The 26,668-nt window shown below is 59.2% G+C and carries 20 protein-coding genes; 11 read left to right on the top strand and 9 right to left on the bottom strand.

The genetic code is table 11. The annotated features are described in order from the left end of the window. Position 1: 1 nt before the first annotated feature. The gene (locus tag ACP0KA_RS01650; RefSeq protein WP_424627099.1) at positions 2–1,591 is read right to left on the bottom strand and encodes a gamma-glutamyltransferase family protein; all 1,590 of its coding nucleotides are present in this window, start codon (positions 1,589–1,591) and stop codon (positions 2–4) included. Positions 1,592–1,705: 114 nt separating this feature from the next. Next, positions 1,706–2,707 (bottom strand): NADP-dependent oxidoreductase, encoded by a 1,002-nt coding sequence (locus ACP0KA_RS01645; protein ID WP_424627098.1) that lies wholly within the window; start codon positions 2,705–2,707, stop codon positions 1,706–1,708. Between the two features lie 137 nt (positions 2,708–2,844). Between ACP0KA_RS01645 and ACP0KA_RS01640 the strand changes: the two genes are divergently transcribed. The 9 genes from ACP0KA_RS01640 to ACP0KA_RS01600 all read left to right on the top strand — a co-directional run bounded on the left by ACP0KA_RS01640 (position 2,845) and on the right by ACP0KA_RS01600 (position 13,738). Next, positions 2,845–4,242, top strand: coding sequence for an ethanolamine ammonia-lyase subunit EutB (locus ACP0KA_RS01640; RefSeq protein WP_424627097.1), 1,398 nt, complete (start codon positions 2,845–2,847; stop codon positions 4,240–4,242). A 94-nt stretch (positions 4,243–4,336) separates the two neighbouring features. Next, positions 4,337–5,929: a B12-binding domain-containing radical SAM protein gene (locus ACP0KA_RS01635; protein WP_424627096.1), complete on the top strand. Its 1,593-nt coding sequence runs from the start codon at positions 4,337–4,339 to the stop codon at positions 5,927–5,929. A 6-nt stretch (positions 5,930–5,935) separates the two neighbouring features. After that, the gene (gene eutC / locus ACP0KA_RS01630; RefSeq protein ID WP_424627095.1) at positions 5,936–6,703 is read left to right on the top strand and encodes an ethanolamine ammonia-lyase subunit EutC; all 768 of its coding nucleotides are present in this window, start codon (positions 5,936–5,938) and stop codon (positions 6,701–6,703) included. A 211-nt stretch (positions 6,704–6,914) separates the two neighbouring features. Next, a complete protein-coding gene (locus tag ACP0KA_RS01625) occupies positions 6,915–8,078 on the top strand; it encodes a glycosyltransferase (RefSeq protein ID WP_424631462.1) in 1,164 nt (387 codons plus the stop codon). Then, a complete protein-coding gene (gene hpnC / locus ACP0KA_RS01620) occupies positions 8,075–8,971 on the top strand; it encodes a squalene synthase HpnC (RefSeq protein ID WP_424627094.1) in 897 nt (298 codons plus the stop codon). Before ACP0KA_RS01625 ends, hpnC begins: the two co-directional genes overlap by 4 nt. A gap of 6 nt (positions 8,972–8,977) precedes the next feature. After that, positions 8,978–9,805, top strand: a complete 828-nt coding sequence (gene hpnD, locus ACP0KA_RS01615; protein ID WP_424627093.1) for a presqualene diphosphate synthase HpnD — start codon at positions 8,978–8,980, stop codon at positions 9,803–9,805. Then, on the top strand, positions 9,805–11,067 hold the full coding sequence (gene hpnE, locus ACP0KA_RS01610; protein WP_424627092.1) for a hydroxysqualene dehydroxylase HpnE: 1,263 nt from the start codon (positions 9,805–9,807) through the stop codon (positions 11,065–11,067). The genes hpnD and hpnE overlap by 1 nt, the downstream gene beginning before the upstream one ends. A gap of 17 nt (positions 11,068–11,084) precedes the next feature. Beyond that, complete coding sequence (gene shc / locus ACP0KA_RS01605; protein WP_424627091.1) at positions 11,085–13,052, top strand: squalene--hopene cyclase; 1,968 nt, start codon at positions 11,085–11,087, stop codon at positions 13,050–13,052. After that, entirely contained in the window at positions 13,049–13,738 is a 690-nt protein-coding gene (locus tag ACP0KA_RS01600; protein ID WP_424627090.1) for a phosphorylase, read from the top strand. The genes shc and ACP0KA_RS01600 overlap by 4 nt, the downstream gene beginning before the upstream one ends. On the opposite strand, the gene hpnH is transcribed toward ACP0KA_RS01600, so the two are convergent. From hpnH to dxs, 3 genes are read right to left on the bottom strand one after another with little or no spacing between them, the layout of a single operon-like run. Next, positions 13,709–14,893 (bottom strand): adenosyl-hopene transferase HpnH, encoded by a 1,185-nt coding sequence (hpnH, locus tag ACP0KA_RS01595; protein ID WP_424627089.1) that lies wholly within the window; start codon positions 14,891–14,893, stop codon positions 13,709–13,711. The two genes, ACP0KA_RS01600 and hpnH, sit on opposite strands and share 30 nt — an antisense overlap. A gap of 7 nt (positions 14,894–14,900) precedes the next feature. Further along, positions 14,901–15,860 (bottom strand): 4-hydroxy-3-methylbut-2-enyl diphosphate reductase, encoded by a 960-nt coding sequence (gene ispH, locus ACP0KA_RS01590; RefSeq protein WP_424627088.1) that lies wholly within the window; start codon positions 15,858–15,860, stop codon positions 14,901–14,903. Positions 15,861–15,870: 10 nt separating this feature from the next. Next, positions 15,871–17,787, bottom strand: coding sequence for a 1-deoxy-D-xylulose-5-phosphate synthase (dxs, locus tag ACP0KA_RS01585; RefSeq protein ID WP_424627087.1), 1,917 nt, complete (start codon positions 17,785–17,787; stop codon positions 15,871–15,873). Between the two features lie 211 nt (positions 17,788–17,998). Between dxs and ACP0KA_RS01580 the strand changes: the two genes are divergently transcribed. Next, positions 17,999–20,590, top strand: a complete 2,592-nt coding sequence (locus ACP0KA_RS01580) for an MMPL family transporter (RefSeq protein ID WP_424627086.1) — start codon at positions 17,999–18,001, stop codon at positions 20,588–20,590. On the opposite strand, the gene ACP0KA_RS01575 is transcribed toward ACP0KA_RS01580, so the two are convergent. Beyond that, positions 20,558–21,217 (bottom strand): DUF2147 domain-containing protein, encoded by a 660-nt coding sequence (locus ACP0KA_RS01575; RefSeq protein ID WP_424627085.1) that lies wholly within the window; start codon positions 21,215–21,217, stop codon positions 20,558–20,560. The two genes, ACP0KA_RS01580 and ACP0KA_RS01575, sit on opposite strands and share 33 nt — an antisense overlap. A gap of 127 nt (positions 21,218–21,344) precedes the next feature. Between ACP0KA_RS01575 and ACP0KA_RS01570 the strand changes: the two genes are divergently transcribed. Beyond that, positions 21,345–22,733 (top strand): aspartate aminotransferase family protein, encoded by a 1,389-nt coding sequence (locus ACP0KA_RS01570; RefSeq protein ID WP_424627084.1) that lies wholly within the window; start codon positions 21,345–21,347, stop codon positions 22,731–22,733. Between the two features lie 71 nt (positions 22,734–22,804). On the opposite strand, the gene ACP0KA_RS01565 is transcribed toward ACP0KA_RS01570, so the two are convergent. The 3 genes from ACP0KA_RS01565 to ACP0KA_RS01555 form a co-directional block, all read right to left on the bottom strand. Continuing rightward, entirely contained in the window at positions 22,805–23,041 is a 237-nt protein-coding gene (locus ACP0KA_RS01565) for a hypothetical protein (protein ID WP_424627083.1), read from the bottom strand. A gap of 184 nt (positions 23,042–23,225) precedes the next feature. Further along, on the bottom strand, positions 23,226–25,316 hold the full coding sequence (locus tag ACP0KA_RS01560) for a TRAP transporter permease (RefSeq protein ID WP_424627082.1): 2,091 nt from the start codon (positions 25,314–25,316) through the stop codon (positions 23,226–23,228). Between the two features lie 63 nt (positions 25,317–25,379). After that, on the bottom strand, positions 25,380–26,540 hold the full coding sequence (locus ACP0KA_RS01555; protein ID WP_424627081.1) for a TAXI family TRAP transporter solute-binding subunit: 1,161 nt from the start codon (positions 26,538–26,540) through the stop codon (positions 25,380–25,382). Between the last annotated feature and the right edge of the window lie 128 nt (positions 26,541–26,668).

Below are 26,668 nucleotides of genomic sequence, written 5' to 3'. Positions count from 1 at the left end.
ATCAGAAGCCCATTGCAGCGCCGTCGCTGCGTGGGTCGGTCGCGCCTTCGAACACACCGTTCGGATGCATGACGACCGCGCCGGCGTGGCCCATGGTCGATGTGAAGTCCGGCAAGATCTCGATGTCGTGTCCTGCGTCACGCATGGCCTGGACGACCTTGGGATCGAAACGGCTTTCGAGCTTGAGAGTCACCGTGGCGTCGCCCCAGGTCTTTCCAAGCAGCCAGCGCGGCGCTGTCACTGCGGCCTGCAAGCCTTGGCCGTACATCGCGTAACGGCTGAACACGGCCGACTGGCTTTGCGGTTGGCCTTCGCCGCCCATGTTGCCGTAGACCATGCGGCGTCCATCGTCGAACAGCGCCATTGCGGGGTTGAGCGTGTGGAACGGCTTCTTGCCGGGCAGCAAGGCGCGCGGGCCGTTGCCATCAAGCACGAAGCTCGATCCGCGGTTCTGCCAGACAATGCCGGAGTTCTCCAGCACGCACCCTGAACCGAATTCGAAGTAGATGCTCTGAATGAAACTGACGGCGATGCCGTCCTTATCGATGGCGCCGAGCCAGACAGTATCGCCGGGATTGACCGGGACCGGCCAGGGCAGGGCGCGCTTGCGATCAATCTTCGCGGCGAGCTCGTCGAGCTTGTCGGCTTGCAGATAGTCCTCGGCTTTTTCAATCATGTGCGCCGGATCGCCGATGATGCGGTCGCGCACGAGAAACGCCTGCTTGGTTGCTTCGACGATGCTGTGCAGGTAGTCGAAGCCTTCGGCGTCCTTCACACCCAATCGTTCGAACAGCGCGAGGATCATCAGCGAGGCGAGACCCTGCGTCGGCGCAGGAAAATTATAGAGCGTTGCGCCCTTGATAGCGACGTGAAGCGCTTCACGGTGCTGCGCCTTCTGGGCCTTGAGATCGTCGAGCGTCACCGGCGAACCGCAGCGCGCGAGGTCTGCTGCGATCTCCTTGGCAAGGACCCCTGTATAGAAATCCATCGGTCCGTGTTGGCCGATGTGCCGCAGCGCGGCGCCGAGCGCAGGGATCTTCATCAGTTCGCCTTCCTTCGGCAATTTGCCGTCGAGCAGGAAGGTCTCGATGAAGCCTGGTGAGTCTTTCAGTTCGGCGAATTTGGTCTCCGTCAATTCCTGCTGTCCCGCAGTGACGGCAAAGCCGTTCTCCGCGGACCAGATCGCCTCTTCCACGAGACGCGAGAAGGGAAGCCGTCCGCCCATTTCCTGACTGATGGCGAAAACTTCCGCCCAGCCCGAAAGTGTGCCGGCCACCGTGTTGGCGGCAAGCGGTCCGCGCGATGGAATCGCAGAAAGACCCTTGGTGCGATAGAAATCTGTCGTCGCGGCCTGAGCGGATGCGCCGCAGCCGTCCACGGCGACAGGCGCTTTGCCGTTCGCTGAAATCAGCCAGAAGCCATCACCGCCAATCGAGTTCATGTGCGGATAGACGACGGGCAGGCTTGCCGCCATGGCGAGCGTGGCTTCGATCGCATTGCCGCCCTCGCGCAACACGCGCAGTCCGGCTTCACTGGCGAGATGATGGGGCGAAGTCACCATGCCGCGGCGGGAGCGGGGCGTATTCAGCATCTGTCGTGTCCGTCTTTTGGGAAGTCAGGTGGGGCGAGGTGGGGCCTGTGTAGGCTAAAATGGCCGCATGGCAAAAGGCAAAAAGCCCGGAAATCCGGGCGTTTCCGCCCCGGCCTATACTTTGACCATGCGCTTGCCGCGGTTTTCACCGGCCAGAAGTCCGATCAGCGCCTGTGGCGTGTTCTCAAGGCCGTCGATGACGTCCTCCTGCACTTTGAGCTGGCCGGCTTTCACCCAGGACTGCAGGTCGGAGAAGGCCTGATCGCGTTGATCGTAGAAGTCAGTGACGATGAAGCCTTGCATGGTCAGGCGCTTGACCACGATCAAGCCGGGGATACCGCGTGGCCCTGTTGCGGACGGGGCGCCGTCGTATTGCGAGATCGCGCCACAGCAGGCGATGCGGCCCCGCAGATTCATTTGCGGCAGGCAGGCCTCGAGAATGTCGCCGCCGACATTGTCGAAATAGACATCGATGCCGTTTGGTGCTGCTGCTTTCAACGTCTTGAAGATCGCTTCGCTCTTGTAGTCGACAGCGGCATCGAAACCGAGTTCGGACGTCAGCCAGTTGCATTTGTCCTTGCCGCCGGCGATGCCGATCACGCGGCATCCCTTGATCTTCGCGATCTGGCCGACGATCGAGCCGACCGATCCGGCCGCCGCGGACACGACGACTGTCTCGCCGGCTTTTGGCTTCCCGACATTCAGAAGCCCAAAATAAGCTGTGAGGCCGGCAATGCCGAAGACGCTGAGGAGGTGCGTCAGCGGCTCAATGCGCGGCACCTTGACGAGGTGTTTGGCCGGAACGGCGGTATAGTCCTGCCACCCTGTATCGCCGAACACGAGATCCCCCGGCGCGAAGCCGGGCGCCTTGGAGGCCATGACTTCCGCAAGACCGCCGCCCGCCATCACCGAATTGGCCTCAACTGCCGAGCGATAGGTCGCACCCTGCATCCACGCGCGGTTGGCCGCATCGAGGGAGATGTAGAGTACGCGGAGCAGAACTTCACCATCCTTCGGTTCCGGGACCGCGGATTCCGACATTTTGAAATGCTGCGGGCCGAGTTTACCGGTCGGCTTTTCGACCAGCAGGATTTGGCGATTGGTGGTTTGTGCCATGGGGCTCCCCGAATGTTCTTTGCCTTCACGGTACACAATAACAGCGTTTGGGGGCCAACTGGAAATCCCGTTTTGCTGCAGGGTACGATAGATTATCGATGGGATAGCTCGGACCCGGCTGGCTGATTGGAGTGGCAATGATCTACCGTCGTAGCATCGGCTCACACTCATTCGTGTTTCGGAGCCTGGGTGATCTGCTTGCGAAGGCATCGCCACCGCGGTCAGGCGATCGCCTTGCCGGTGTTGCCGCCGAAAGCGCCGAAGAAATGGTCGCCGCACGGATGGCGCTTGCCGACGTCCCGTTGCAGCAATTTCTTCTGGAAGCTGTCGTGCCTTACGAAGACGATGAGGTCACGCGGCTGATCATCGATACGCACGATGTGGCCGCTTTCGCTGCTGTGTCGTCCCTGACGGTGGGGGCCTTTCGCGACTGGTTGCTATCCGATGCGGCAACGCCTGCAGCCCTGCAAAAGTTGGTCCAAGGTCTCATGCCGGAGATGGTCGCGGCCGTCTCGAAGCTGATGCGCAATCAGGATCTCATTCTGGTGGCCCGGAAATGTGAGGTCGTCACCCGCTTTCGCAACACCATCGGGTTGCGCGGCCATATGAGTGTGCGGCTGCAGCCCAATCACCCCTTCGACGACGCAAAGGGGATTACGGCTTCGATTTTGGATGGGCTTCTGCTTGGCGCGGGTGACGCCTGCATCGGGATTAATCCCGCGAGCGATGATCCTGCGGTGATCGGAGATCTGCTGCGTCTGCTCGACAGTATCATTGAGCGTCTGCAAATCCCGACGCAAAGCTGCGTGTTGACTCACGTCACGACGACGCTGGATCTCATGGCTAAGGGCCTGCCGGTTGATCTGGTGTTTCAGTCCATCGCCGGCACCGAGGCGGCCAATCGCAGCTTTGGTGTTGATCTTTCGATCCTGAAGGAAGCTCATCAGGCGGCGCTATCCCTGCGTCGCGGAACGGTCGGCAGCAATGTGATGTATTTTGAAACCGGGCAGGGCTCGGCGCTTTCGGCGAATGCGCATCACGGGATCGATCAGCAAACGCTCGAAGCAAGAGCCTACGCCGTCGCGCGTGCATTCGATCCGCTGCTGGTGAACAGCGTGGTCGGATTCATCGGTCCGGAATATCTCTACGACGGCAAGGAGATCATTCGGGCAGGCCTTGAAGACCATTTCTGCGGAAAGCTGCTCGGCCTGCCGCTGGGTGTCGACGTGTGCTACACCAACCATGCCGAGGCTGATCAAGACGACATGGACAATCTGTTGACGCTGTTGGCTGCAGCCGGTGTCTCCTTCATTATGGGTGTACCGGGCGCCGACGACGTCATGCTGAACTATCAGTCGACGTCGTTTCACGACGCGCTCTATGTTCGGGAGGTGTTTGGCCTCAAGCGAGCGCCCGAATTCGATGACTGGATGCAGCGCGTCGGCCTCGCGGGCGAGGAGGGCCGACTCAATGGGAACGAAACGCGGTTGCCTGAGTTTGCCTCGAAGTTGGTGCGTGGAATGCTTCCCGCATAGCTGCTGAGTTCAGGCTGTCGCATTCGTGCCCTAATCTGACCGAATTTATGGCTCGTTCTATGCGCAACTGCAAATCTTCAGAGCAGGGGGCCTGATGAGAGATACCGTAAATCCCGCGATCCGTCGCATCCTTTGCGTTTTCCCCCGCTACTCCCCCTCTTTTGGAACATTTGAGTACGCGTATCCGCTGACCGACGGTGTGCGGGCTTTTATGCCGCCGCAGGGGCTTTTGCTTATTGCGGCCTCGTTGCCTACCGGTTGGGAAGTTCGTTTTATCGACGAAAATATCGACCCCGCGACCGACAGCGACTTCACGTGGGCGGACGCGGTATTTGTCAGCGGCATGCATATCCAGCGCCGCCAGATGAACGATATCTGTCGCCGCGCGCACGAACATGACCTCGCCGTTGCCCTCGGCGGACCTTCGGTCAGTGCCTGTCCGGAGTACTATCCCGATTTCGACTATCTCCATGTTGGCGAACTCGGTGATGCGACCTACGAGTTGTTCCGGCTGATCGGGCGCGATTCATCGCGGCCGGATCAACAGGTCGTTCTGACCACAAAAGAACGCCGCGAGATGTCGGAATTTCCGATTCCCGCTTACGAGCTTCTGCCGCTTGAGCGCTATTTTATCGGCAGCATCCAGTTCTCAAGCGGATGTCCATATCAATGCGAGTTCTGCGATATTCCTGCGTTGTACGGCCGCAATCCACGCCTGAAATCGCCGCAACAGGTGACCGCAGAGCTCGACAAGATGCTCGAGTGCGGCCTGCTGGGCGCGGTTTACTTCGTCGATGACAATTTCATCGGCAATCGCAAGGCAGCCCACGATCTGTTGCCGCATCTGATCGAATGGCAGAAGCGCAACGGCTTCGCCATCCAGTTCGCTTGCGAAGCAACGCTCAACATTGCCAAACGCCCCGAAATTCTGGCGTTGATGAAGGATGCTTACTTCACCACGGTGTTCTGTGGCATCGAAACGCCGGACCCTGACGCGTTGAAGGCGATGTCGAAGCAGCACAACATGATGGTGCCGATCATCGAAGGTGTGCAGACCTTGAACAGCTACGGCATGGAGGTCGTTTCTGGCATCATTCTGGGCCTCGATACCGACAAGCTGGATGCGGGTGAGGGTATTCTGGAATTCATCGATCAGTCGCAAATTCCGTTGCTCACGATCAATCTGCTGCAGGCGCTGCCGCGCACGCCGTTGTGGGACCGGCTCAAGCGCGAAGGCCGCTTGCTGGAAGACTCTGACCGCGACTCCAATGTCGATTTCTTTCTGCCCTACGACCACGTCGTGTCCACATGGCGTGAATGCATGGGGCGGGCTTACACGCCCGAGAAGTTGTTTGCGCGGTTCGAGCATAACGTTCGCGAGACGTATCCCAATCGTCTGCAGCCGCCGAACACGCCGCAGCGTGTGGCGTGGCCGAATGTGAAGCGCGGCCTGACGATGCTGGCGAAGATCCTCTGGCGCGTGGGCGTGAAAAGCGACTACCGCCGGGAGTTCTGGAAGTTCGCGTGGCCGCGTCTCAAAGTCGGCGATATCGAGCGCGTCATCAGCGTTGGTCTGGTCGCGCACCACCTGATATTGTTTGCCCGGGACGCTTCCGGCGGACAACAGAATGCATCGTACTACTCGACCAAATTGCGCGAAGACGAGGTGCCGGTCGCAGCGGAATAGGGTGGCATGACAAAATCGCCACCCTCGATCATCTCTGCCGGCGATCTGCGACGTCTCACGCCCGCACGGGTCGCCCTTGGCCGCAGCGGCGCGAGCGTGCCGACAGACGCCTTGCTCAATTTCACGCTCGACCATGCCCGGGCGCGGGACGCCGTTCACACGCCGTTCGATGCGGCTGCGATTATCGATGGCCTGACGGCACTTGAGTTGCAGCCCGTTGCCGTGAGGAGCGAGGCGACCGACCGCAAGACATATCTGCGGCGTCCCGACTTGGGTCGGCAACTCGATGCGCAGTCCAGAAATGCTCTTTCCGCCCTCAACAATGCTCCGTGCGACCTTGCGATCTTGATTGGCGATGGGCTGTCGTCGGCGGCTGTTCATCTGCACGGGTTGGAGCTCGCTCGCCGGCTTGCGATCAAATTCGCCGGGCTTGGGATGACGCTGGGCCCGGTTGTCGTTGCCTCTGGCGCGCGTGTCGCGCTCGCCGACGAGATGGGCCAGCTCCTGAATGCGCGGATGAGCGTGATGCTGATCGGCGAGCGGCCGGGTCTCTCCGCCCCGGATAGCCTCGGCTGCTATGTCACTTACGGGCCAAGGCCAGGTTTGACGGACGCTGAGCGTAACTGTGTGTCCAACATCCACGCGGCAGGACTGAGTTACGACGAAGCCGCCTTCAAGATCGGCTGGCTGGTGCGGGAGGGGTTGGAGCGGAAAATCTCCGGCGTCTCGTTGAAAGACGAAAGTGGTAATATAACACCATTGTTGCCGGCGTGACGCCTCAATCCGTGTCCGATCGCGCCTTAGGGTGCCCGTACACGGAAATGTTAATTCCAGGGCAAATTCACCTTCCGTAAGCCGATGAAATCATAAAGATATTTCCTACGATAGGAGGATTGTCTTTGGCGCTCCGAACCTGCTAATCGACTGCGGTGGTGAGCCGAACTGCCGCCTTTCATCTGCCAGAGAAATCGAATTGTCCGCCAACATGTTACTGGTTGTCGTTGCCGCATTGGCGCTTGCGATCTGGGTCTATCTGATCGCGGGCAGGGGTGGATTCTGGCGGACTTCCAAATTTGATGATCTGGCGCCCGCATCGGGGCTCTCAGCATGGCCAACCATTGCTGTGGTCGTGCCAGCCCGTGATGAAGCGGCGGGCGTGGCCGATTGCGTGAAATCGATCCTCGGCCAACCTTATCCCGGCGAATTGTCGATGATCCTGATCGATGACCAGAGCCAGGATGGAACGGCGCAGATCGCGAACGAAGCGGCCATATCCATCGGGGCCTCGGATCGCCTCACGGTATTGTCTGGCCGTCCATTGCCTTCTGGCTGGACTGGAAAGCTTTGGGCTGTGAAGCAGGGGCTTTCCCTGGTCGAGAGCCGGCCGGTGCTGCCGGACTACGTTCTCCTGACCGATGCGGATATCGTCTATTCGGGGGACGTCGTGATGCGGCTCGTAGCCCGCGCCGAGAGCGACCAACTCGCGATGACGTCGGTAATGGCGACGCTGCGCTGTGAGAGCTTCGCGGAAAAGTATCTGATCCCGGCCTTCATTTTCTTCTTCAACATGCTCTATCCGTTTTCCTGGGTGCGCGATCGCAACAGCCCGGTTGCGGCAGCGGCCGGCGGCTGCATTCTCGCGCGATGGGACGCGCTGCGGAGTTCGGGCGGTATCGATGCCATCCGGGGATCGTTGATTGACGACTGCGCGCTCGGCGCGCGTTTGAAGACGCAAGGGCCGGTCTGGCTCGGCTTCTCGCAGAACGTCAAAAGCGTGCGGGCATCCGAGACCGTGGCCGAGGTCGGCCGCATGATCTCGCGATCCGCGTATGCGCAACTGCACTATTCGCTCGCGTTGCTCATTGGCGTCATTGTCGCGATGGCCATCGTGTTTCTGGCTCCCGTCGTGGTCACCGTATTGGGTCACGATCTGAGCCGCGAATGTGCCGCAGTTGCATGGCTTTTGATGGCGCTCGCCTTCCAGCCGACGCTGCGATACTATAAACAATCCGCCCTTTGGGGGCTGGCTCTCCCCGCAATCGCATTGGCTTATATGGTGTTTACGATCAATTCGGCTGTCCAGCATTTCCAGGGACGTGGTGGAATGTGGAAGGGCCGGCCTCAGGCACAGGTATCCAGCTCGCAATGACAAACGCAGGTGACACAACAGCAGGCGAGCTGCGCTCCGGAAAAGGGCATAAGGACGAAAATTTTCCGGTTGCGTCCAAGATCATTCATCCGCGCCACCGCGCATTGATTCTTGCCTTCTATAATTTCGTGCGCACCGCGGATGATGTCGCGGACCATGCGCTGCTGAACGATCAAACGAAACTCGAGCAGCTCGACATTCTCGAAGCTGAGCTCTTGGGCAAAGGCGACAGCCAGCCTGAGGCCGTGACACTTCGTGAAGCCTTGGCTGAGCGAGGTTTGTCGCCGCGCCATGCGCAGGATGTGCTGACGGCGTTCCGCATGGACGTTACGAAGAAGCGCTACGACACCTGGGACGACGTCATTCACTATTGCAGTTATTCGGCAATGCCGGTCGGCCGTTTTATGCTGGATGTGCATGGCGAGGATCGCGCCACGTGGGTTGCGTCCGATGCGCTCTGCGCTGCGTTGCAGATCAACAATCATCTTCAGGATTGTGGCAAGGATTATCGCGATCTCGATCGCGTGTACGTGCCGCTCGACGCTCTTGCCGAGGCTGGTGCATCGGTCGAGATGCTGGGGGCAGATCGCGCCTCGCCGCAGTTGCTGCAGTGTCTTCAGGCGCTCGCGCGGCGAACGGAGCTTCTGCTTGGGGAGAGTCGCGCTCTCTCAACAGAAGTGAAGGATACGCGGCTGGGCCTCGAAATCTCCGTGATCGACATGTTCGCCGACAAGATCGTCAATCTCCTGAAGGTACGCGATCCGCTGAGCGAGCGGGTTCATCTCTCCAAGCAACAGATGTTGGGCTATGCACTGTCAGCGATGGCGTGCGGCCTGTTCCGGCGGGTCACCGGACAGGCCTCCACGGTTCGGCATGTATCCGGTGGTGCGTAATTCCCCATGACAACAATGGAAACCACACCGCAGGGCTCGGCCTCAGGCAGTTCGTTCTATGCCGCCATGCGCATTCTGCCGCAGGAGCAGCGGGATGCGATGTTCCTGATCTACAGCTTCTGTCGTCAGGTCGATGATATCGCGGACTCCGACGGGCCGCGCCCGGAGCGTCTTGCCGCCATCGATGAGTGGCGCCGCGACATCGATGCGCTGTATGCAGGCACGCCGCCGGCTCGCGTAGCGAGCTACGTGCCGTTCGTTAAACGCTTCGACCTGCGGCGTGATGATTTCATCGCGATCATCGACGGCATGGCAATGGATATCCCTGCGGATATTCGTGCGCCGGACGCAAAGACGCTCGATCTCTATTGCGATCGCGTCGCCAGCGCCGTCGGTCGCCTGTCGGTCCGCGTGTTCGGCCTTGGTGAAGAGGATGGACTTCTTCTCGCGCACCATCTGGGTCGCGCGCTTCAGCTCACCAATATTCTTCGTGACATCGATGAAGACGCCGGACTGGGGCGGCTCTATCTGCCGCGCGAGAGTCTCAATGCTGCCGGCATCACTTCAAGCGATCCGGCGACCGTGGTGTCCGATCCGCGCCTGCCGCAAGTGTGTGACGATATCCTGAAACAGGCGATCAGCCACTTCGTCACGTCGGACAAGATCATGGCGCGCAATTCGCGTCGTATCGTTCGCGCACCCAAGATCATGTCGAAATACTACCACGCGATCCTCAACAAGCTCGTGGAACGCGGTTTTGCGCTGCCACGGCACCCGGTCAAGCTCAGCAAGGCCGCCAAGATTTTCATTCTTATTCGGTACGCATTTATCTGATGGCAAAGAACGCTCACATCATCGGAGCCGGGGTTTCCGGCTTGTCGGCCGCGGTTCGTCTCGCGAATGCAGGCTTTCAGGTCCACGTTCACGAAGCCACGCATCAGGCCGGCGGCCGTTGCCGTTCGTACTATGACGGCGCGACGGACCTCGTCATCGACAACGGCAATCATCTGGTGCTGTCCGGTAATAGCCATGTGCGCGCCTATGCGCGGTCGATCGGCAGCGAAGCAGGTCTGGTTGGCCCGGATAGCGCGCAGTTTTCATTCGTCGATATCAAATCGGACAAGCGCTGGATGCTGGATCTCGGCAACGGCCGTTTGCCGCTATGGGTGTTCGACAAGAAGCGCCGCGTTCCTGACACCGGCATCGGCGATTATCTCGCGCTGTCTCCTGTGATCTGGGCGGGCACCGATGCGCTGGTGGGCGACACCATCACCTGCGAAGGCACGCTGTACGATCGTCTGGTCCAGCCATTGTTGCTTGCGGCGCTGAATGTTGACCCGCCAAAAGGCTCGGCAGGTTTGGCCGGCGCCATCGTCAAGGAAACGCTTCTGGCCGGCGGGCAAGCCTGCCGTCCGTTGATTGCGCGCGAAGGACTAAGCTCAGTCCTGATTGATCCCGCGCTCAAGCTGCTGCGTGAGAAGGGCGCGCGCATCAACTTCGGGCACGAGCTGCGTCAGGTGGTGATGGCCGGCGGGAAGATCTCGACCCTTGAATTTGGCGACGATGCCATAACCATCGGCCCCGACGATGTGATTGTGCTTGCGGTGCCGCCGCGTGCCGCGTCGTCGATCCTGCAGGGCTTGAAGACGCCAGCGAAATTCCGCGCCATCGTCAACGCTCACTTCCGCTATGATCCGCCGGCGGACATGCCGCCGATGATGGGCGTGATCGGCGGGCTTGTTGAATGGCTTTTCGCGTTCCCGCAGCGGCTTTCCGTGACCATCAGCGACGCCGACCGGCTGGTGAACACCCCGCGTGAGGAACTGGCGCGTGCGATCTGGCGGGACATCTGCAAGGCGGCCAATCTCGGCAACGATGTTGCGGAAGGGCCGCTTCCGCCTTGGCAGATCGTGCGGGAACGCCGGGCCACCTTCGAGGCCACCCCGGAACAAAACGCCATGCGTCCCGGGACGGTCACAGAGTGGAAAAACCTGTTTCTCGCGGGCGATTGGACTGATACGGGACTGCCTGCGACCATCGAGGGATCGATCCGATCCGGGGATCGCGCGGCCGATTTTGCGCTAAAAATGCAATAGTGGACAGACCGCTAATCATGACGTTGGACGAGCAGAAAGTGGACGCCGTGCCCATGGCGACGGCTCTCGAAGGCAGTATCGCGGCTGCCAGCCGGGCCGTGCTGAATTATCGCAAGCCGGACGGGCATTGGGTGTTCGAGCTCGAGGCCGACGCAACGATCCCGGCCGAGTATGTTTTGCTGCGGCACTATCTCGCGGAGCCGATCAACGCCGAGCTCGAGGCCAAGATCGGCAACTATCTGCGCCGCATTCAGAACGAGAACGGCGGATGGTCGCTGTTCTACGGTCATGAGTTCGATATGAGCGCCAGCGTGAAGGCTTACTTCGCGCTCAAGATGATCGGCGATTCCGTCGATGCGCCGCATATGGTTCGCGCGCGTGAGGCGATGTTGTCGCGCGGTGGCGCGGTCAAGAGCAACGTCTTTACCCGCATCATGCTGGCAATGTTCGGCGTCCTGACATGGCGCGCAGTGCCGATGATGCCCGTCGAAATCATGCTGCTGCCGCGCTGGTTTCCGTTTCATCTGACCAAGATGTCGTACTGGGCGCGCACGGTGATCGTGCCGCTCCTGGTGCTGATGCACAAGAAGCCGCTGGCGCGGAATCCGCTCGGCGTCACCGTCGACGAACTGTTCGTCGAGGACCCCAAGAGCATCGGAATGACGCCGAAGGCGGCGCATCAGAGCCAGACCTGGTTTACCGGCTTTGCAATCATCGACGCCGTGCTGCGCGTGACAGACCCGTTCTTTCCCAAGAAGAGCCGCCAGCGCGCCATCGACAAGGCTGTCGCGTTCATCACCGAACGCCTCAACGGCGTCGATGGGCTTGGCGCGATCTTCCCGGCGATGGCCAACACTGTGATGGTGTATGATCTGCTCGGTTATCCGAAGGATCATCCGCATTACGTGCTCGCGCGGCAGTCGGTTGAAAATCTGCTCGTCATCAAGGACGACGAAGCCTACTGCCAGCCCTGCGTCTCGCCGATCTGGGATACGGCTCTGACCGCTCACGCCATGATGGAAGTGGGCGGAGAGAAGGAAGTCGAATCCGCTAACGTCGCGCTTGATTGGTTGAAACCACGTCAGGTCCTCGACGTCGAGGGCGATTGGATCGAGAAGCGCCCCGGTGTGCGCCCCGGCGGCTGGGCCTTCCAGTACAACAACGCGCATTATCCGGATCTCGACGATACGGCCGTCGTGGTGATGGCCATGGATCGCGCGCGCGGCCGTGGCGCGGGCGAGAAATACGATGAAGCCATCGCGCGTGGACGTGAGTGGTTGCTTGGCCTGCAGAGCAAGGATGGCGGGTGGGCGGCGTTCGATGCCGACAATCTGGAATATTATCTGAACAATATTCCGTTCGCTGACCATGGCGCGCTGCTCGATCCGCCGACGGAGGATGTCACGGCGCGCTGCGTGTCGATGCTGGCGCAGCTTGGCGAAACAGCCGCGACGAACCCGGCGCTCGCGCGCGGCATCGAATACCTCCGCCGCACGCAATTAGCGGACGGATCATGGTTCGGGCGCTGGGGTGTCAATTACATCTATGGCACATGGTCGGTTCTGTGCGCGCTCAATGCGGCTGGGATCGCCCACGATGATCCGGTGATTCGCAAGGCGGCTGACTGGCTCGTCGCTATCCAGAATGCCGACGGCGGCTGGGGCGAGGACGGCAACAGTTACCGGCTCGATTACAAGGGCTATGAGCGTTCCGAGAGCACCGCCTCGCAAACGGCGTGGGCAACGCTGGGCTTGATGGCCGCGGGGAGGGTCGATGATTCGGCGACTCAGCGCGGAATGGCGTATTTGATCAAAATGCAGAACAAAGACGGGTTGTGGACCGAGCCGAATTACACCGGCGGCGGGTTCCCACGTGTGTTCTATTTGCGATACCACGGATATTCTAAGTTCTTCCCCCTGTGGGCGCTGGCGCGGTATCGCAACTTGCGTAATACTAATAGTCGCTTCGTGGGGATAGGAATGTGATTATAGGCGCGGGCGGGGACGCCGCACACGACGGACTGCCAGTTCTGATTGTTACTGGCCTGAAACAAGAGGCTCGCATCGCTGCCGGGCCTGGTCTCACCGTCATTTGCAGCTCCAGCAATCCAATTCAATTGCGTGAGATGATGATCTCGTTTGATCCGGCGAGCATTCGTGGGATCGTGAGTTTTGGCGTCGCGGGCGGACTTAACCCGGCGCTGAAATCAGGAGACATCGTTGTCGCGAGCGAGATCGTCACTGGTGAGGAGCGGTGGTCGACAGAGGCTGCCCTGACCGAGAACCTAATTGCGTTTCCTCTGAAGCGCCGTCGCACGCTGTCTGGCGTTCTTGCCGGCGTCGAGGAGGTCGTGACCGGTCAGGTGGGCAAGGCCGCGTTGCGGGCGACCACCGGTGCCGATGCGGTCGATATGGAGAGCCATATCGCAGCTCGTTATGCGACGGAGAATGGTCTTCCGTTCGCAGCGGTGCGCGTGATCAGCGATCCTGCGCACCGGGCGCTGCCGAAGCTCACGAAGGATGCGATCAAGCCGAACGGCAACGTCGATATGTGGAAGGTGATGCGCGGGATCGCTCGCAATCCGAAGTCGATCCCGGCGCTGATCTCGACAGGGCGCGACTTCAGCCGCGCCCTTCGTTCCTTACGCGGCTGTCGAAGCGCTCTGGGCTGACTTAGCTTCAGCCAGCTTCGCTGCCTTGGCGTCCGCCGCGCGGGCTTCGTCCGCACGGATTTCCGACAAGCGCTTCTGCACTTCCGACGAGAACACGTACTGCGCCGGGCGCTGCTTGGTGAGATCGATTTCGGTCGCCATCGGACCTTCGGTCTTGATGCCGCGGATGCCGACCCAGGCAGCCTTCAACGGATTGGAAACCGCAGCATTTGCGGCCGTCGGTTCGTAGCCGCAGTGGGCCATACAGTCGGCGCACTTCTCATACTTGCCGGTGCCGTAGGAATCCCAGTCGGTGGTGTCCATCAATTCCTTGAAGGTCTTGGTATAGCCTTCGCCGAGCAGGTAGCAGGGCTTCTGCCAGCCGAAGATGTTGCGTGCAGGCATACCCCACGGCTCGCACTCGAAGTTCTGGTTGCCGGCCAGGAAGTCGAGGAATAGGCCCGAGTGCATGAAATTCCACTTCTTGCCTTTGCCCAGCGCGAAGACCTTGCGGAAGAGCTCCTTGGTCTTCTTGCGATTGAGGAAGTGCTCCTGGTCAGGCGCGCGCTCGTAAGCGTAACCAGGTGACATCGAAACGCCGACGCCGAGCTCGGTGGTGAAGTCGAGGAATTTGGCGATCTCTTCGGCAGGATGGCCGTCGAAGATCGTCGCGTTGACGTTGACGGTGAAGCCGCGGGCCTTGGCGGCCTTGATCGCGGAGACGGCACGATCGAACACGCCCTTCTGCGACACGGCCTTGTCGTGGTGGTCCTTCAAGCCATCGAGATGGACGGAGAAGAACAGGTAAGGGGAGGGCTCGAACAGGTCGAGCTTCTTCTCGAGCAGCAGCGCGTTGGTGCAGAGCGAGACGAACTTCTTGCGCTCGACGAGGCCACGGACGATCTCGCCGATCTCCTTGTGGATCAGCGGCTCGCCGCCGGGAATCGCAACCATCGGCGCGCCGCATTCTTCGGCCGCATCCCAGCATTCCTGCGCGGTCATGCGGCGATTCAGAATCGCATCCGGATAGTCAATCTTGCCGCATCCTGCGCAGGCGAGATTGCAACGGAAGAGGGGCTCAAGCATCAGCACCAGCGGATAGCGCTTCCGGCCAAGCATTTTCTGCTTCACCAGATACGAGCCGATCTTGATCTCTTTGAAAAACGGAATGGCCATTTAAAGACTATCTTTCTTGCATCGCGGGTGTGAAGTCTGCCTGCTTCGACATCAGTTCGGCTGGCAGCCTGAATTCGATATTTTCCTCCCGCCCAGGCACGACGGACACTGTGACCGGTCCGATATTTCGCAGGGCATCGATAACGTCATCGACGAGGACTTCCGGTGCGGATGCGCCGGCAGTGATGCCGACGGTTTTCGCGTCTTTCAACCATTCGGGATTGAGTTGGCTGCCATCGGCGATCAGGTAGCTCGGGACGCCGACTTCGGTCCCGATCTCCCGGAGGCGGTTGGAATTGGAGCTGTTGGTAGCGCCAACGACCAGAATGACATCGACGAGCTTGCTGAGATCTCGTACCGAAGACTGGCGATTTTGTGTCGCGTAACAGATGTCGCGAGTGTCTGGTCCCTCGATATCCGGGAAGCGTTTTTCGAGCGCGGCGATAATATCCTTGGTGTCGTCGACACTCAGCGTGGTCTGCGTGATGTACGCCATCGGCGCATCACTCGGTAAATCAAGCGCTTCCACGTCGTCGACGCTCTGAACCAGGATCACCGGGCCTGGCACCTGTCCCATTGTGCCGACAACTTCGGGGTGACCTTCGTGCCCAATGAGCACGAGTGATCGGCCCTTGGAGACGTATCGCTTCCCTTGATTGTGAACTTTTGTGACCAGAGGGCAGGTCGCGTTCAGCACCGGAAGGCCGCGTGCGGCGGCTTCTTCCTCGACGCTCTTGGCGACACCATGAGCGCTGAAAACCGTGATGGCGTTCGCAGGCACCTCATGCAGGTCTTCGACGAAGACCGCGCCCTTGGCCTTGAGGCTTTCGACGACGTACTTGTTGTGCACGATCTCGTGACGCACGTAGACTGGCGGACCATACTTCTCAAGCGCGCGTTCGACGATCTCGATCGCACGCACGACTCCGGCGCAAAATCCGCGCGGCTGAGCCAGCAGGATTTTCATCGGACTTTGATCAGGCAAGCTGCACCGCACTGATGTTTGCTTCGCGACCCAGCGCCTCGAAGACGCGCATCACGATGCCCTTCGCATCGAGACCGGCCTTCGCATACATCGCGGCTGGGCTATCCTGATCGATGAACGTGTCCGGAAGGACCATAGAGCGAACCTTCAATCCCTTGTCCAATGCGCCATGCTCGGCGAGGGCATGCAGAACCTGCGCCCCGAAGCCGCCGATCGAGCCTTCTTCGATCGTGATGAGAACCTCGTGCTCGCGGGCGAGGCGGAGGATCAAATCCGTATCGATCGGCTTTGCAAATCTGGCATCAGCTACCGTCGTCGTTAAGCCGTGAGACTTTAGAATGTCTGCAGCCTTCAGGCATTCGGCCAGGCGGGTTCCAAGGGATACCAGCGCCACCGAGGTGCCTTCCCGAACAATTCGGCCCTTGCCGATCTCGAGCGGCACGCCAAACGCCGGAAGGTCCACGCCGACACCGTCACCGCGCGGGAACCGGAATGCCGAGGGGGCATCGTCGATGGCCGCGGCCGTGGCCACCATATGCCTTAGTTCAGCCTCGTCCGCGGCCGCCATGATGACGAAGTGTGGGAGACAGCCGAGATAGGCCAGATCGAATGAACCGGCGTGGGTCGGGCCATCGGCGCCAACCAGACCAGCACGGTCGATCGCAAAACGCACCGGCAAGCGTTGAATCGCGACGTCGTGGACCACCTGGTCGTAAGCGCGCTGCAGGAAGGTGGAGTAGATTGCGGTGAAGGGCTTCATGCCCTCTGAAGCGAGGCCGGCGGCGAACGTCACACCGTGCTGTTCGGCAATGCCGACATCGAAAGTCCGCTTTGGAAAAGCCTTGCCGAAGATATCGATGCCCGTTCCGGACGGCATCGCGGCGGTGATGGCAACGATCTTGTCGTCCTTCTCCGCTTCCTGAACGAGGGTTTCGCCGAAAACCTTGGTGTAGGAGGGGGCATTGGCCTGGGCCTTGGCCTGCTTGCCTGTCGCCACGTCAAACTTCACAACACCGTGATATTTATCGGAGGCGGCTTCCGCTGGCGTGTAGCCCTTGCCCTTTTCGGTGACGACATGAATCAGGGTCGGGCCAACCTTCGAGTCCCGAACATTCTTGAGGACGGGAAGCAGGTGATCGAGGTTGTGACCGTCGATCGGACCGACGTAATAGAAGCCTAGTTCTTCAAACAGCGTGCCGCCCGAGAGGAAACCGCGCGCGTATTCTTCAGCGCGCTGCGCGCCTTTTTCCACGAACTTCGGCAGGCGTTTGGCGACTTGCTTGCCGATTTCGCGCAGCGAGCGATATGTGTTGCCCGAAATCAGGCGCGACAAATAAGCAGACATCGCGCCGACGGGTGGGGCGATCGACATCTCGTTGTCATTGAGAATCACAATGAGGCGTGAATCCATGGCGCCGGCATTGTTCATTGCCTCGTAGGCCATGCCGGCCGACATCGCGCCGTCACCAATCACTGCGACGATATTTCGCTCCTCGCCGGCGAGATCGCGGGCGACGGCCATCCCAAGTCCTGCTGAAATGGACGTCGACGAATGCGCCGCGCCGAAACAATCATATTCGCTCTCGGCACGCTTCGTGAAACCGGAGAGACCGCCGCCTTGCCGCAACGTACGAATCCGGTCGCGCCGTTCCGTCAGAATTTTATGAGGATAGGCCTGATGTCCGACGTCCCAAATGACGCGATCTGACGGCGTATTAAAAACATGATGTATCGCCACAGTCAGTTCCACGACGCCGAGACCGGAGCCCAAGTGACCGCCAGTGACTGCGACTGCGTTGATCGTCTCGGCTCGAACCTCTGCCGCAACTTGTGGCAGATCGCTCTCTTTGAGCTTACGAAGATCAGCAGGTGATTTGATTGCGTCGAGCAACGGAGTCGATGAGGTCATACCGAGGCTTCCAGTACCATATAAGAACAAGACAGGAACGTTTTGCAGTGTAGCATTATGGCAGGTATTCAGCAGTAAATCTGAGTAACTGCTGGCGTTATGCCACTATTGTGTGACTTAAGGGCACCGTTTGAGCCCCTTACAGTTAACCGCCCATCCCCTAGGCAGTTGCCTACGCCTGAGCTGATCGCAAGAAATAGAAAGAAAAACTGTGCTGACAAGGACTATTGTATCGCTTGTTCGTTTTTGCACGCGCCACGCATGGCTGGTGCTCCTTACGGGAATTGCTTTGGCGGTTGCGGCAGGTTTTTATTCCCACCGGAACTTCGCTATCAATACCGACATAGCGAAGCTTATTTCGCCAGATTTGGATTGGCGCAAGCGGGAAGTTGACTACGAGAAGGCATTTCCTGGCCGAAACGATCTGATTCTGGCCGTTATTGAGGCTCCCACGCCTGAATTGGCCCGTCAGGCCGGCGCGGCCCTTGAACAAAAGCTTCTGCCGCAAACCGACAAGTTCATTTGGGTTCGCCAGGCCGGCAGCGGGCCGTTTTTCGATACGAACGGCCTTTTGTTCCTTCCGACCGCGGAGGTTGCCAAGCAAACCAGCCAGCTCGCCTCTGCTGCGCCCATTTTCGATATCCTGGTTGATGATCCTAGCCTCCGTGGTTTGACCGGGGTGCTCGAATTCGGGTTGGCCGGCGCCCAGCGCGGCCAGTACTCCCGCGATTCGATGGCGCGGCCTCTTAATATGGTCGCTGATACGGTCGAAAAGGTTCTAGCCAAACAGCCGGCGCCGTTTTCCTGGCGGGAAATGGCCAGCAACGAACCGCTGACGGCGTCGGACCGCCGGATACTTCTGACCATCAGGCCTGTGCTGGATTTCAATGCACTTGAGCCAGGCGGCGAGGCGACCGACGCGATTCGGAAAGCTGCGCAGGAGCTTGACTTCGCAGGAAAATACAGCGCGCGCGTCCGTTTGACCGGGCCTGTTCCAATTGCGAACGAAGAGTTTGCGACGGTTCAGGAAGGTGCCTTGGAAAACGGCATCGGAACCATTCTCATCGTGCTCTTCATCCTCTGGTGTGCGCTGAAGTCGCCCAGGATCATCGCGGCAGTTTTCATTACGCTTGCGATCGGTCTGTCGATCACCACTGCCGTTGGGCTCATGCTGGTCGGCGCACTGAATCTGATCTCCATCGCGTTCTTCGTGCTGTTCGTCGGTCTAGGCGTGGATTTCGGCATTCAATACAGCGTGCGCTACCGTGCGGAACGCCATGAACATGATGATCTGCTCGGTGCCCTGGAGAAGGCCGGTGAGAACTCAGCTGTTCCGCTGACGCTAGCCGCCGTGGCGACTGCCGCAGGTTTTCTTTCCTTCCTTCCGACCGCCTACAAGGGCGTTTCGGAACTGGGCATTATTGCCGGTGCCGGCATGATCATCGCGTTCTTTGCCGCGATTACCGTGCTTCCGGCCTTGCTCAAGCTTTTTAATCCTCCAGGTGAAGCTGAACAGCTTGGCTTTAAGTTCCTGGCTCCTGTGGACGATTTCCTCGAGCGGCACCGCGTGCCGGTTGTTGCCTGCACGCTAGGCGTCGCTGTGCTCGGCTTGCCACTGCTTTATTTCCTGCACTTCGACTTCAACCCGATCAACCTTCGCAGCCCGAAGGTGGAATCGATTGCGACTTATCTTGATCTACGGCGGGATCCGAATACTGGAACCAACGCCGTTGAAGTCATGGCGGCATCGCCTGCCGCCGCAAAGGAAATTGAAGCCCGTATGGCCAAGTTGCCTGAGGTTTCACGGACCCTTTCGCTCGACAGCTTCATTCCGGAGGACCAGCCGGCCAAGCTTGCAATCATTCGCAAGGCTGCCGCGTCGCTCGATTCAATCCTGAAGCCGGAGGCGCGGGGCGCACCGCCTTCAGACGAGGAGAATGTTACGGCGCTGAACGGTTCCGCGGAAAGCCTGCGCAAATTTGCGGGCGATGACAAAGGGCCGGGGGCCGTCGCTTCTCGCCGCCTTGCCGATGCGTTGGCCAAACTTGCGCAAGCGGACAAAGCGACGCGCGACACCGCCGAAAACGTATTCATCGCGCCCCTCAACGTCGCGCTGGATCAGGTTCGCAGCATGCTGAAAGCGCAACCGGTCAGCGCGAAAACACTGCCGCAAGACATTACCAGTGAATGGATCGCTCAAGATGGGCGCGTCCGTGTTGAAGTTCAGCCCAAGGGTGATCCGAACGACAACGACACCTTGCGGAAGTTCGCGGGGGCCGTCCTGAAGGTCGAGCCGACGGCCATCGGTGGACCAATCTCCATCCTGAAATCGGGTGACACGATCGTGTCGGCCTTCATTCAGGCCGGTGGTTGGGCGCTGTTGTCGATCGCGATTCTGCTTTGGATCGTATTACGACGTATCGGGGACGTCTTGTTGACGCTGGTGCCGCTGATCCTGGCGGGCGTTGTGACGCTTGAAATTTGCGTGCTCATCGGTCTGCCGCTGAATTTCGCGAATATCATCGCGTTGCCGCTGCTGCTCGGTATCGGCGTGGCGTTCAAGATTTACTATGTGACGGCGTGGCGGGGCGGTCAGACCAACCTGCTGCAGTCCAGCCTGACGCGGGCAATTTTCTTCAGCGCCATGACGACCGCGACGGCGTTCGGCAGCCTCTGGCTGTCGAGCCATCCCGGTACGTCGAGCATGGGCAAGCTGCTGGCGCTGTCTCTGGTGACCACGCTTGCCGCGGCGGTCTTGTTTCAGCCCGCCTTAATGGGGCGCCCCCGCGATCTCGGGAAGTAAGCAGACTTCGCTGGTCGCAGCCTCCGCGGTTGCTCCAGCTTTGCTGGTCGAGGCGGCTCCTTTGGGAGCTGCCCCCTTCGGGGCTCCCGGTGGAACGGCTGTCGCGGTTGTTTTTGAAGAAGCTGCGGGTGCCGTTGCCGTCGTTCTGGGGGCCTGCTTCGGGGCACCGGCTGCACCCGACTCGGCCGCCGGTCCGTAACTGAAGCCGGACATGCCGGGTTCAACGCGTGTCCAGGTCTGTCCACCGCACAACGGCCAGACTAAGCAACCTTCGACACGCAGCGCGTTGGCCGACTTAAGTTGGATGGTGGCGTCGTACGTCTTGCCGTTTTCGGCATTGTAGACCTTGCCTTCCCACTTTTGCTTCTCGTCCGACGCCTTCTTCAGGTTGAGAAGCACAGGCATTCCAAGCGTTGGTCGGCCTCGCTTGGCTTTGTCCGGATTCTTGCTGTCGGTGCCGCCCGGGATGGATTCCGAAGCGACGACGCCCCACAGCCTTGAATTGCAGTCGACAATTTTAATTGTCGCCTTGCCGTCTTCGTCACGCCATTCGCCCAGGGGTTCGGCGGCATTTGCCGTGGTTACGGCGGCTAGAAGAATTATTCCACTGAGGGCTGTTTTCCGCATGAATCCTCGCGTGCAGTGCAAACCGTTTAAAGCACAAGAATCGTTTGTGGTTCCAGAGTTAGACAAATGGACGCATACATTATTTTGGGTTGACTAGATGCCCAACAACCGAAGTATGTAGGCCACCATGCAGTCGAATCTAGACATTTCAGAGATGTTCGCGGACCGTCAGTTCCAGCGCAACGCCCTCCACACACGATATCTCAATGAGCAACTCGTCCGGGTTCTCAAAACCATCGGCTATGACGTCGGATTTCAACGCGGACAGGGACAATATCTCTTTGATCGTGACAATAGTCGCTATCTCGACTTGTTGAGCGGGTTTGGCGTTTTTGCTCTGGGCCGCAACCATCCGGTCGTCAAGGAAGCCCTCAAGAGCGTCCTCGACAGTGATTTGCCTAATCTTGTTCAACTCGACCTCTCCACACTGGCCGGTATTCTGGCCGAGCGGCTGATTGGGCACGTCCCGTATTTGGACAAGGTCTTTTTTGCAAATTCGGGGACGGAATGTGTCGAAGCTGCGATCAAGTTCACGCGCGCAGCGACCGGTCGTCCTGGCATTCTCTACTGTGATCATGCCTATCACGGGTTGACCTATGGATCGTTGTCGCTGACCGGCGACCGGAATTTCCGTGAGGGTTTCGGCGCTTTGTTGCCGGATTGCTCGTCTGTGCCGTTCAATGATCTCGCGGCGCTTGAAAAGGCGCTGATGTCGCGCCAGATCGCGGCCTTTATCGTCGAGCCGATTCAGGGCAAGGGCGTCAACATTCCTGATGACGGCTTTTTGTCGGGTGCCGCAGCGCTTTGTAAACGATACGGGACGATTTTCGTCGCCGACGAGATTCAGACCGGCATGGGCCGGACCGGCCGTTTCCTTGCGGTCGAGCACTGGAATGTCGAGCCGGACATGGTTCTGCTCTCCAAGTCGCTGTCCGGCGGGCACGTGCCGGTGGGCGCCGTACTGATGCGCAAAGCGATTTTCGACAAGACGTTCGATCGCATGGACCGCGCCGTCGTGCACGGTTCCACCTTCGCAAAGAACGACCTTGCCATGGCGGCGGGGATTGCGACCCTCGATGTGCTCAAAGCCGAAAAGCTGATCGAGAACGCCGCCTCGCGCGGCGCCCAGTTGCTCTCGACGCTGTCTGCAATGGTGCCTCGTTACGAATTGCTCAAGAATGTACGCGGCAAGGGTCTGATGATCGGCGTTGAGTTCGGGCCGCCGAAATCACTCGCGCTCAAGGCGTCGTGGAGCGTGCTGGAGACGGCCAGCAAGGGGCTGTTCTGTCAGTTGATCACCATTCCATTGTTCAAGGATCACAAGATCCTGACGCAGGTTGCCGGCCACGCCAGTCATACGATCAAGCTGCTGCCGCCGCTGACGATTACGGATGAAGACTGCAATTGGATTACCAGTGCCTTTGATACCGTGATTGAAAGCAGTCACCGCGTCCCCGGTGCGATCTGGTCGCTTGGGAAGACGCTGGTCGATAACGCCGCGCGAAAAACAGCATAATATAAAATAAAATTGCGCGGCTTGAGGCCGCGCAATGCATCAGATCTTCCCGTTGTCGCTGAAGCGGGTGCTTATTGTCCGTTAGCGGTCAGCACCTTGTCGCACTTCTTGCTGAGCTTCGTGCGGTAGGCCTTCAGGCATCCCAGGATCGTGAGGTCGCTCTCATTCATGACAGCGCGGCAGTAGCGGGAGACGTCCGGAGCGCAGGCCTTCTGCTCTTCGGGGGTGCCACCGCGTGCGGTGTTCTGAGCGAATGAGATGGTCGTGGCCGATACAAGCAAGGTCGCGACGAGCAGCGTTCTGAGCATTGTTGTTCCTGTTCTGGTCAAGTCGTTCGATTGGCCACAGACTATAAGTAGCTGTGGTCAGATTCCAGCCGCCAAGTCAGTCACAAGGCTTAGTACCACTAGTATTTTGCCGAGTGTGGCGTCAACGCACAGGTCATCAGCCGATTTGCGTATGCGTTGACACAAATTCTCGCCACAATTGGGGTCAGGCAGGAACCAGTGGATTTCGTCGCACCAGGAACAGTGCGACGAGCACGGTGGGAATAAGAATTGCGAGCGCAATTGTCATAATCTGCAGCTGCGAGACCGGCATGATACCGCCGCCAGGTGTCGCAAGAACAAAGCCGCCGATGATCAGCAATATGCGCAAGGGCCACTCCATGAGCCCGGCGCGCCGCAGGTCTCCGACATATGCCTGATATCCTTGGATGCCGCCGCAGATAAATAAGATTCCTACGGCGGCAAGTGCCATCAGACCAAGCGCTGCAAAGTAGGGGCTATCACCCTGCAGAACGAGGGCAGGGTTGAGTACGAAGAAGAACGGAAGGAAGTAGATAATGCTGCCGACCCACATCGATTCCCATCCAGTTTTCATTGCTGGAGATCCTGCGATACCTGCCGCAGCGAACGAAGCGATGGCCACCGGTGGCGTAATCGACGACAGCATGCCCCAATAAAAGATAAACATGTGCACGGCCATTCGGTTGAGGCCAACTTTTTCAAGGGCCGGCGCAACAAGAATGGCGAGGAAGATGTAGCAAGCCGTTGTGGTGAGCCCGAGTCCGAGGATGAGACTCGTGAAGGCGCACATGGCCAACAGAAAGAATGCATTGTCTCCCGCGATTCTGAGAAGGTCGTTCGCGAGGCTCGACACTACACCGGTCATTGAGAATGCCCCGATCAGAAGACCGCAGCCTGCGAGAATGCCTACCAACTCGACGAACGTTCGTCCGTTGACTTCGAGAAATTTATTGATTGTGGCGACGGTCCACCGCGTATCTTTGGAAAAAATCTGGTTGAGAACCAACAGCAGGGCGGTGGCGTAGAATGGCGCCTGACTTTCTCGTTTGAAATGCAGAAGCATCACGATCAGCAGCGCGATGACAAAAATGTAGTACCAGCCTTCCTTGACCGTATCCCACACCTTCGGAAGCTCTGAGCGTGGAAGGCCTTCCAGGCCATGGCGCGCCGCGTACGCGTCTACTTGCATGAACAGGCCGAAATAATAAAGCGCTGCCGGAATAATCGCGGCCATCGCAACATCGGCGTATCCGATATTGAGAAATTGCGCGATGACGAAGGCCGTTGCGCCCATAACCGGAGGCGCAAGGACCGCGCCCGTCGAGGCGCACGCCTCAATTGCCGCAGCATAAGATGCGCGGAAGCCGCTCTTCTTCATCACAGGAATCGTCATGGTCCCCGCGGTCAGCACGTTCGAAATGATCGAACCGGACATCATGCCCAGCAAGCCGCTCGCAAAGATACAGACCTTTGCCGCGCCACCGCGGAAGGTGCCGCACAATGCGAATGCGATATTGATGAAGAATTTGCCTGCACCCGTCATCATCAGGGCTGTGCCGAACACCAGGAATCCGATCACGGTATCCGCAAAGGCTTGGATCGGGATGCCCAGCAAGCTTTCGCCGGACAGCACATGATAGGCGGTGGTTTGCTCAAGCGTGAGCTCGGAGCCGCGGAATGGTCCCAACCACGACGACTCCGCGAACAATGGATAGACCGTGAACGGAAAAACGCTCAGCAACAGACTCCATCCGCCCGTCCGCCGTAGCGCTTCCATCAGCACCGCCCACATGATCAAACCGGCGATGATAACGTTTTTCGGGGCTCCATCCGATTCCCAGCCGGCTTCGGCAGCTTTCCGAATATTCAGCATCAGCCAAATCGACGCGCTAAACGTTAGCGCAAACAAGACCAAGTCGTACCAGGGAATACGATTGAGAGATGCTGTCTGGGTGCCGGGGAAGATCAGGAACGTGAATGGCAGCATCAATGCGATCAGAAGATAAAAATACTCCGTGTTGAGTTGGGTATAGCCAACAAAGAAGCGCAGCGAGAATTGCTGGTTAATGCAAAGCAGGATCGTAACGGCTGTTGCCGCGATCAGGGCCCAGCGCCAAACGCCACGTAAAGTTCGTACACGTGTAACTTCGGCTTCCTGAAGATTGCCGACACCAGCGTGCGGGTCGTCGAATACGACCTTCTTTTGGGCAGAAGGAATTTCGGCAGCCGCATTTGCGGCTGCCGATCCATTAGAGGAACCGGACGAAGCTGACATAGACTATCTCTCAAACAAGTTTAGGCGTCCGATACCAAGTGATCGGAAATCGACCGCATACACTTAGTCATCAAAGCCGTTTGGCATGTTGGCTTTTGCCAGAGCGGCCTTGCGTGCGTCCATCCAGCCCTTCAGGAATGCAGCATCATCTGATGGCGGGTTGGATTTCCCGTAGTCAGCCCATGCGGCTTTGAGAACCTGTTGGCGCTTGATGAGGTTGTTGTTGTACGCCTCGTCCTCGGCAGTCCAGTGATTAGATTCCTTGAACGCTTTCACTGCGCCGGGATGATAGGGAATGACCCACTTCATCGTCTGGCGTTTGATTTCGAGACCGGTCGCTCCAGGAGCAGAGTCCTTGTAGTTGTCGTAGCCGAGGATCATCGCTTTGGTGATCTTGTAGATGTCGTCGTCGGACTGCGTCGCGTAAGCCGTTGCGATCGGGTAGGGGTACGTCGCCAGCCGCAGCGGCTTCGATGCGTCGATGCCCGCGCCGCAGGTCACGTTGTAGGGATTGAAGAAGGCTCCAACCTTTTTAACCCGAGCCCAGGCTTCCTTGTCCTCCGGAGGAAGTTCTGGCCACGAAATGCCGCGCGGTGAGGTCTCGAGCTCCTTGCCCGGACCTGTCACGGTCGAGCCGAATGCTGCGTCGGCGTCGTTGTTGATGACGCCCTTCCACATGGCGTTGTAGCTTGCGAACTCGACGATCTTCACATCGTTCTTTGTAAGTCCCGCATAGGCAATGATGGCCGATGCATTCTGGTTGAGCGCGGGGGAACCGACGACGAAGCCAAGCCGTTTGCCGCGGAAGTCCTTCCACTCCTTCACATTGGCGTCCTTGGCCACCGCGACCGACAAACCGTTGCAGTCGACCGTGGACAGCATCATCTGGATCGCCTGAGGTCCCCATTCCTTGGCGCCGAATTCGAACACGCCTTCCTGCGCGAAGTAGCTGCCCGTTCCCATCCAGGCGACGACGGCGCGCTTGGCGCGCAGCGGGGCAAGACGCGCGACGTCATTGCCTGCAGGAAGCACGCGGACATCCGTCCCGAACTTGTCCTTCATCATCTTGCCGACGCCGACGGCGATATTGAAGCCAGAGCTGCCAGTGTCGTAAGCGGTGAATGCCATGGAAGGCGGCAGCTTGAGGTCTTGCGCGTGCGTAAGCGGAATCGCCGCTGCGCCGGCCAGGAAAATGGTCGCAACTGTCGTGACGTATCGTTTCATGGAGTTATCCCTCGCGTTCCCTAGTGCTTTCGCTGTGCGAAATGCTTTTTTAATTTTGCCGGATCATGTCACCGGGCTTCGACGAGTGCAACGCCCACCCACAAGACTATCGTTGTAGGGCGGACAGT

This window comes from Bradyrhizobium sp. SYSU BS000235, assembly GCF_049747295.1.
In the GTDB taxonomy this organism is placed as follows: Bacteria; Pseudomonadota; Alphaproteobacteria; order Rhizobiales; family Xanthobacteraceae; genus Afipia.
The sequence above is the reverse complement of the archived record's forward strand: the minus strand, read 5'-3'. Positions and strand labels throughout refer to the sequence as shown.

What these genes read in the sequence shown, in the direction of transcription:
- ACP0KA_RS01650 (WP_424627099.1), bottom strand. Translation starts at nt 1,591, where the DNA reads ATGCTGAATACGCCCCGCTCCCGCCGCGGCATGGTGACTTCGCCCCAT.
- ACP0KA_RS01645 (WP_424627098.1), bottom strand. Translation starts at nt 2,707, where the DNA reads ATGGCACAAACCACCAATCGCCAAATCCTGCTGGTCGAAAAGCCGACC.
- ACP0KA_RS01640 (WP_424627097.1), top strand. Translation starts at nt 2,845, where the DNA reads ATGATCTACCGTCGTAGCATCGGCTCACACTCATTCGTGTTTCGGAGC.
- ACP0KA_RS01635 (WP_424627096.1), top strand. Translation starts at nt 4,337, where the DNA reads ATGAGAGATACCGTAAATCCCGCGATCCGTCGCATCCTTTGCGTTTTC.
- eutC (WP_424627095.1), top strand. Translation starts at nt 5,936, where the DNA reads ATGACAAAATCGCCACCCTCGATCATCTCTGCCGGCGATCTGCGACGT.
- ACP0KA_RS01625 (WP_424631462.1), top strand. Translation starts at nt 6,915, where the DNA reads ATGTTACTGGTTGTCGTTGCCGCATTGGCGCTTGCGATCTGGGTCTAT.
- hpnC (WP_424627094.1), top strand. Translation starts at nt 8,075, where the DNA reads ATGACAAACGCAGGTGACACAACAGCAGGCGAGCTGCGCTCCGGAAAA.
- hpnD (WP_424627093.1), top strand. Translation starts at nt 8,978, where the DNA reads ATGACAACAATGGAAACCACACCGCAGGGCTCGGCCTCAGGCAGTTCG.
- hpnE (WP_424627092.1), top strand. Translation starts at nt 9,805, where the DNA reads ATGGCAAAGAACGCTCACATCATCGGAGCCGGGGTTTCCGGCTTGTCG.
- shc (WP_424627091.1), top strand. Translation starts at nt 11,085, where the DNA reads ATGACGTTGGACGAGCAGAAAGTGGACGCCGTGCCCATGGCGACGGCT.
- hpnH (WP_424627089.1), bottom strand. Translation starts at nt 14,893, where the DNA reads ATGGCCATTCCGTTTTTCAAAGAGATCAAGATCGGCTCGTATCTGGTG.
- ispH (WP_424627088.1), bottom strand. Translation starts at nt 15,860, where the DNA reads ATGAAAATCCTGCTGGCTCAGCCGCGCGGATTTTGCGCCGGAGTCGTG.
- dxs (WP_424627087.1), bottom strand. Translation starts at nt 17,787, where the DNA reads ATGACCTCATCGACTCCGTTGCTCGACGCAATCAAATCACCTGCTGAT.
- ACP0KA_RS01575 (WP_424627085.1), bottom strand. Translation starts at nt 21,217, where the DNA reads ATGCGGAAAACAGCCCTCAGTGGAATAATTCTTCTAGCCGCCGTAACC.
- ACP0KA_RS01570 (WP_424627084.1), top strand. Translation starts at nt 21,345, where the DNA reads ATGCAGTCGAATCTAGACATTTCAGAGATGTTCGCGGACCGTCAGTTC.
- ACP0KA_RS01565 (WP_424627083.1), bottom strand. Translation starts at nt 23,041, where the DNA reads ATGCTCAGAACGCTGCTCGTCGCGACCTTGCTTGTATCGGCCACGACC.
- ACP0KA_RS01560 (WP_424627082.1), bottom strand. Translation starts at nt 25,316, where the DNA reads ATGTCAGCTTCGTCCGGTTCCTCTAATGGATCGGCAGCCGCAAATGCG.
- ACP0KA_RS01555 (WP_424627081.1), bottom strand. Translation starts at nt 26,540, where the DNA reads ATGAAACGATACGTCACGACAGTTGCGACCATTTTCCTGGCCGGCGCA.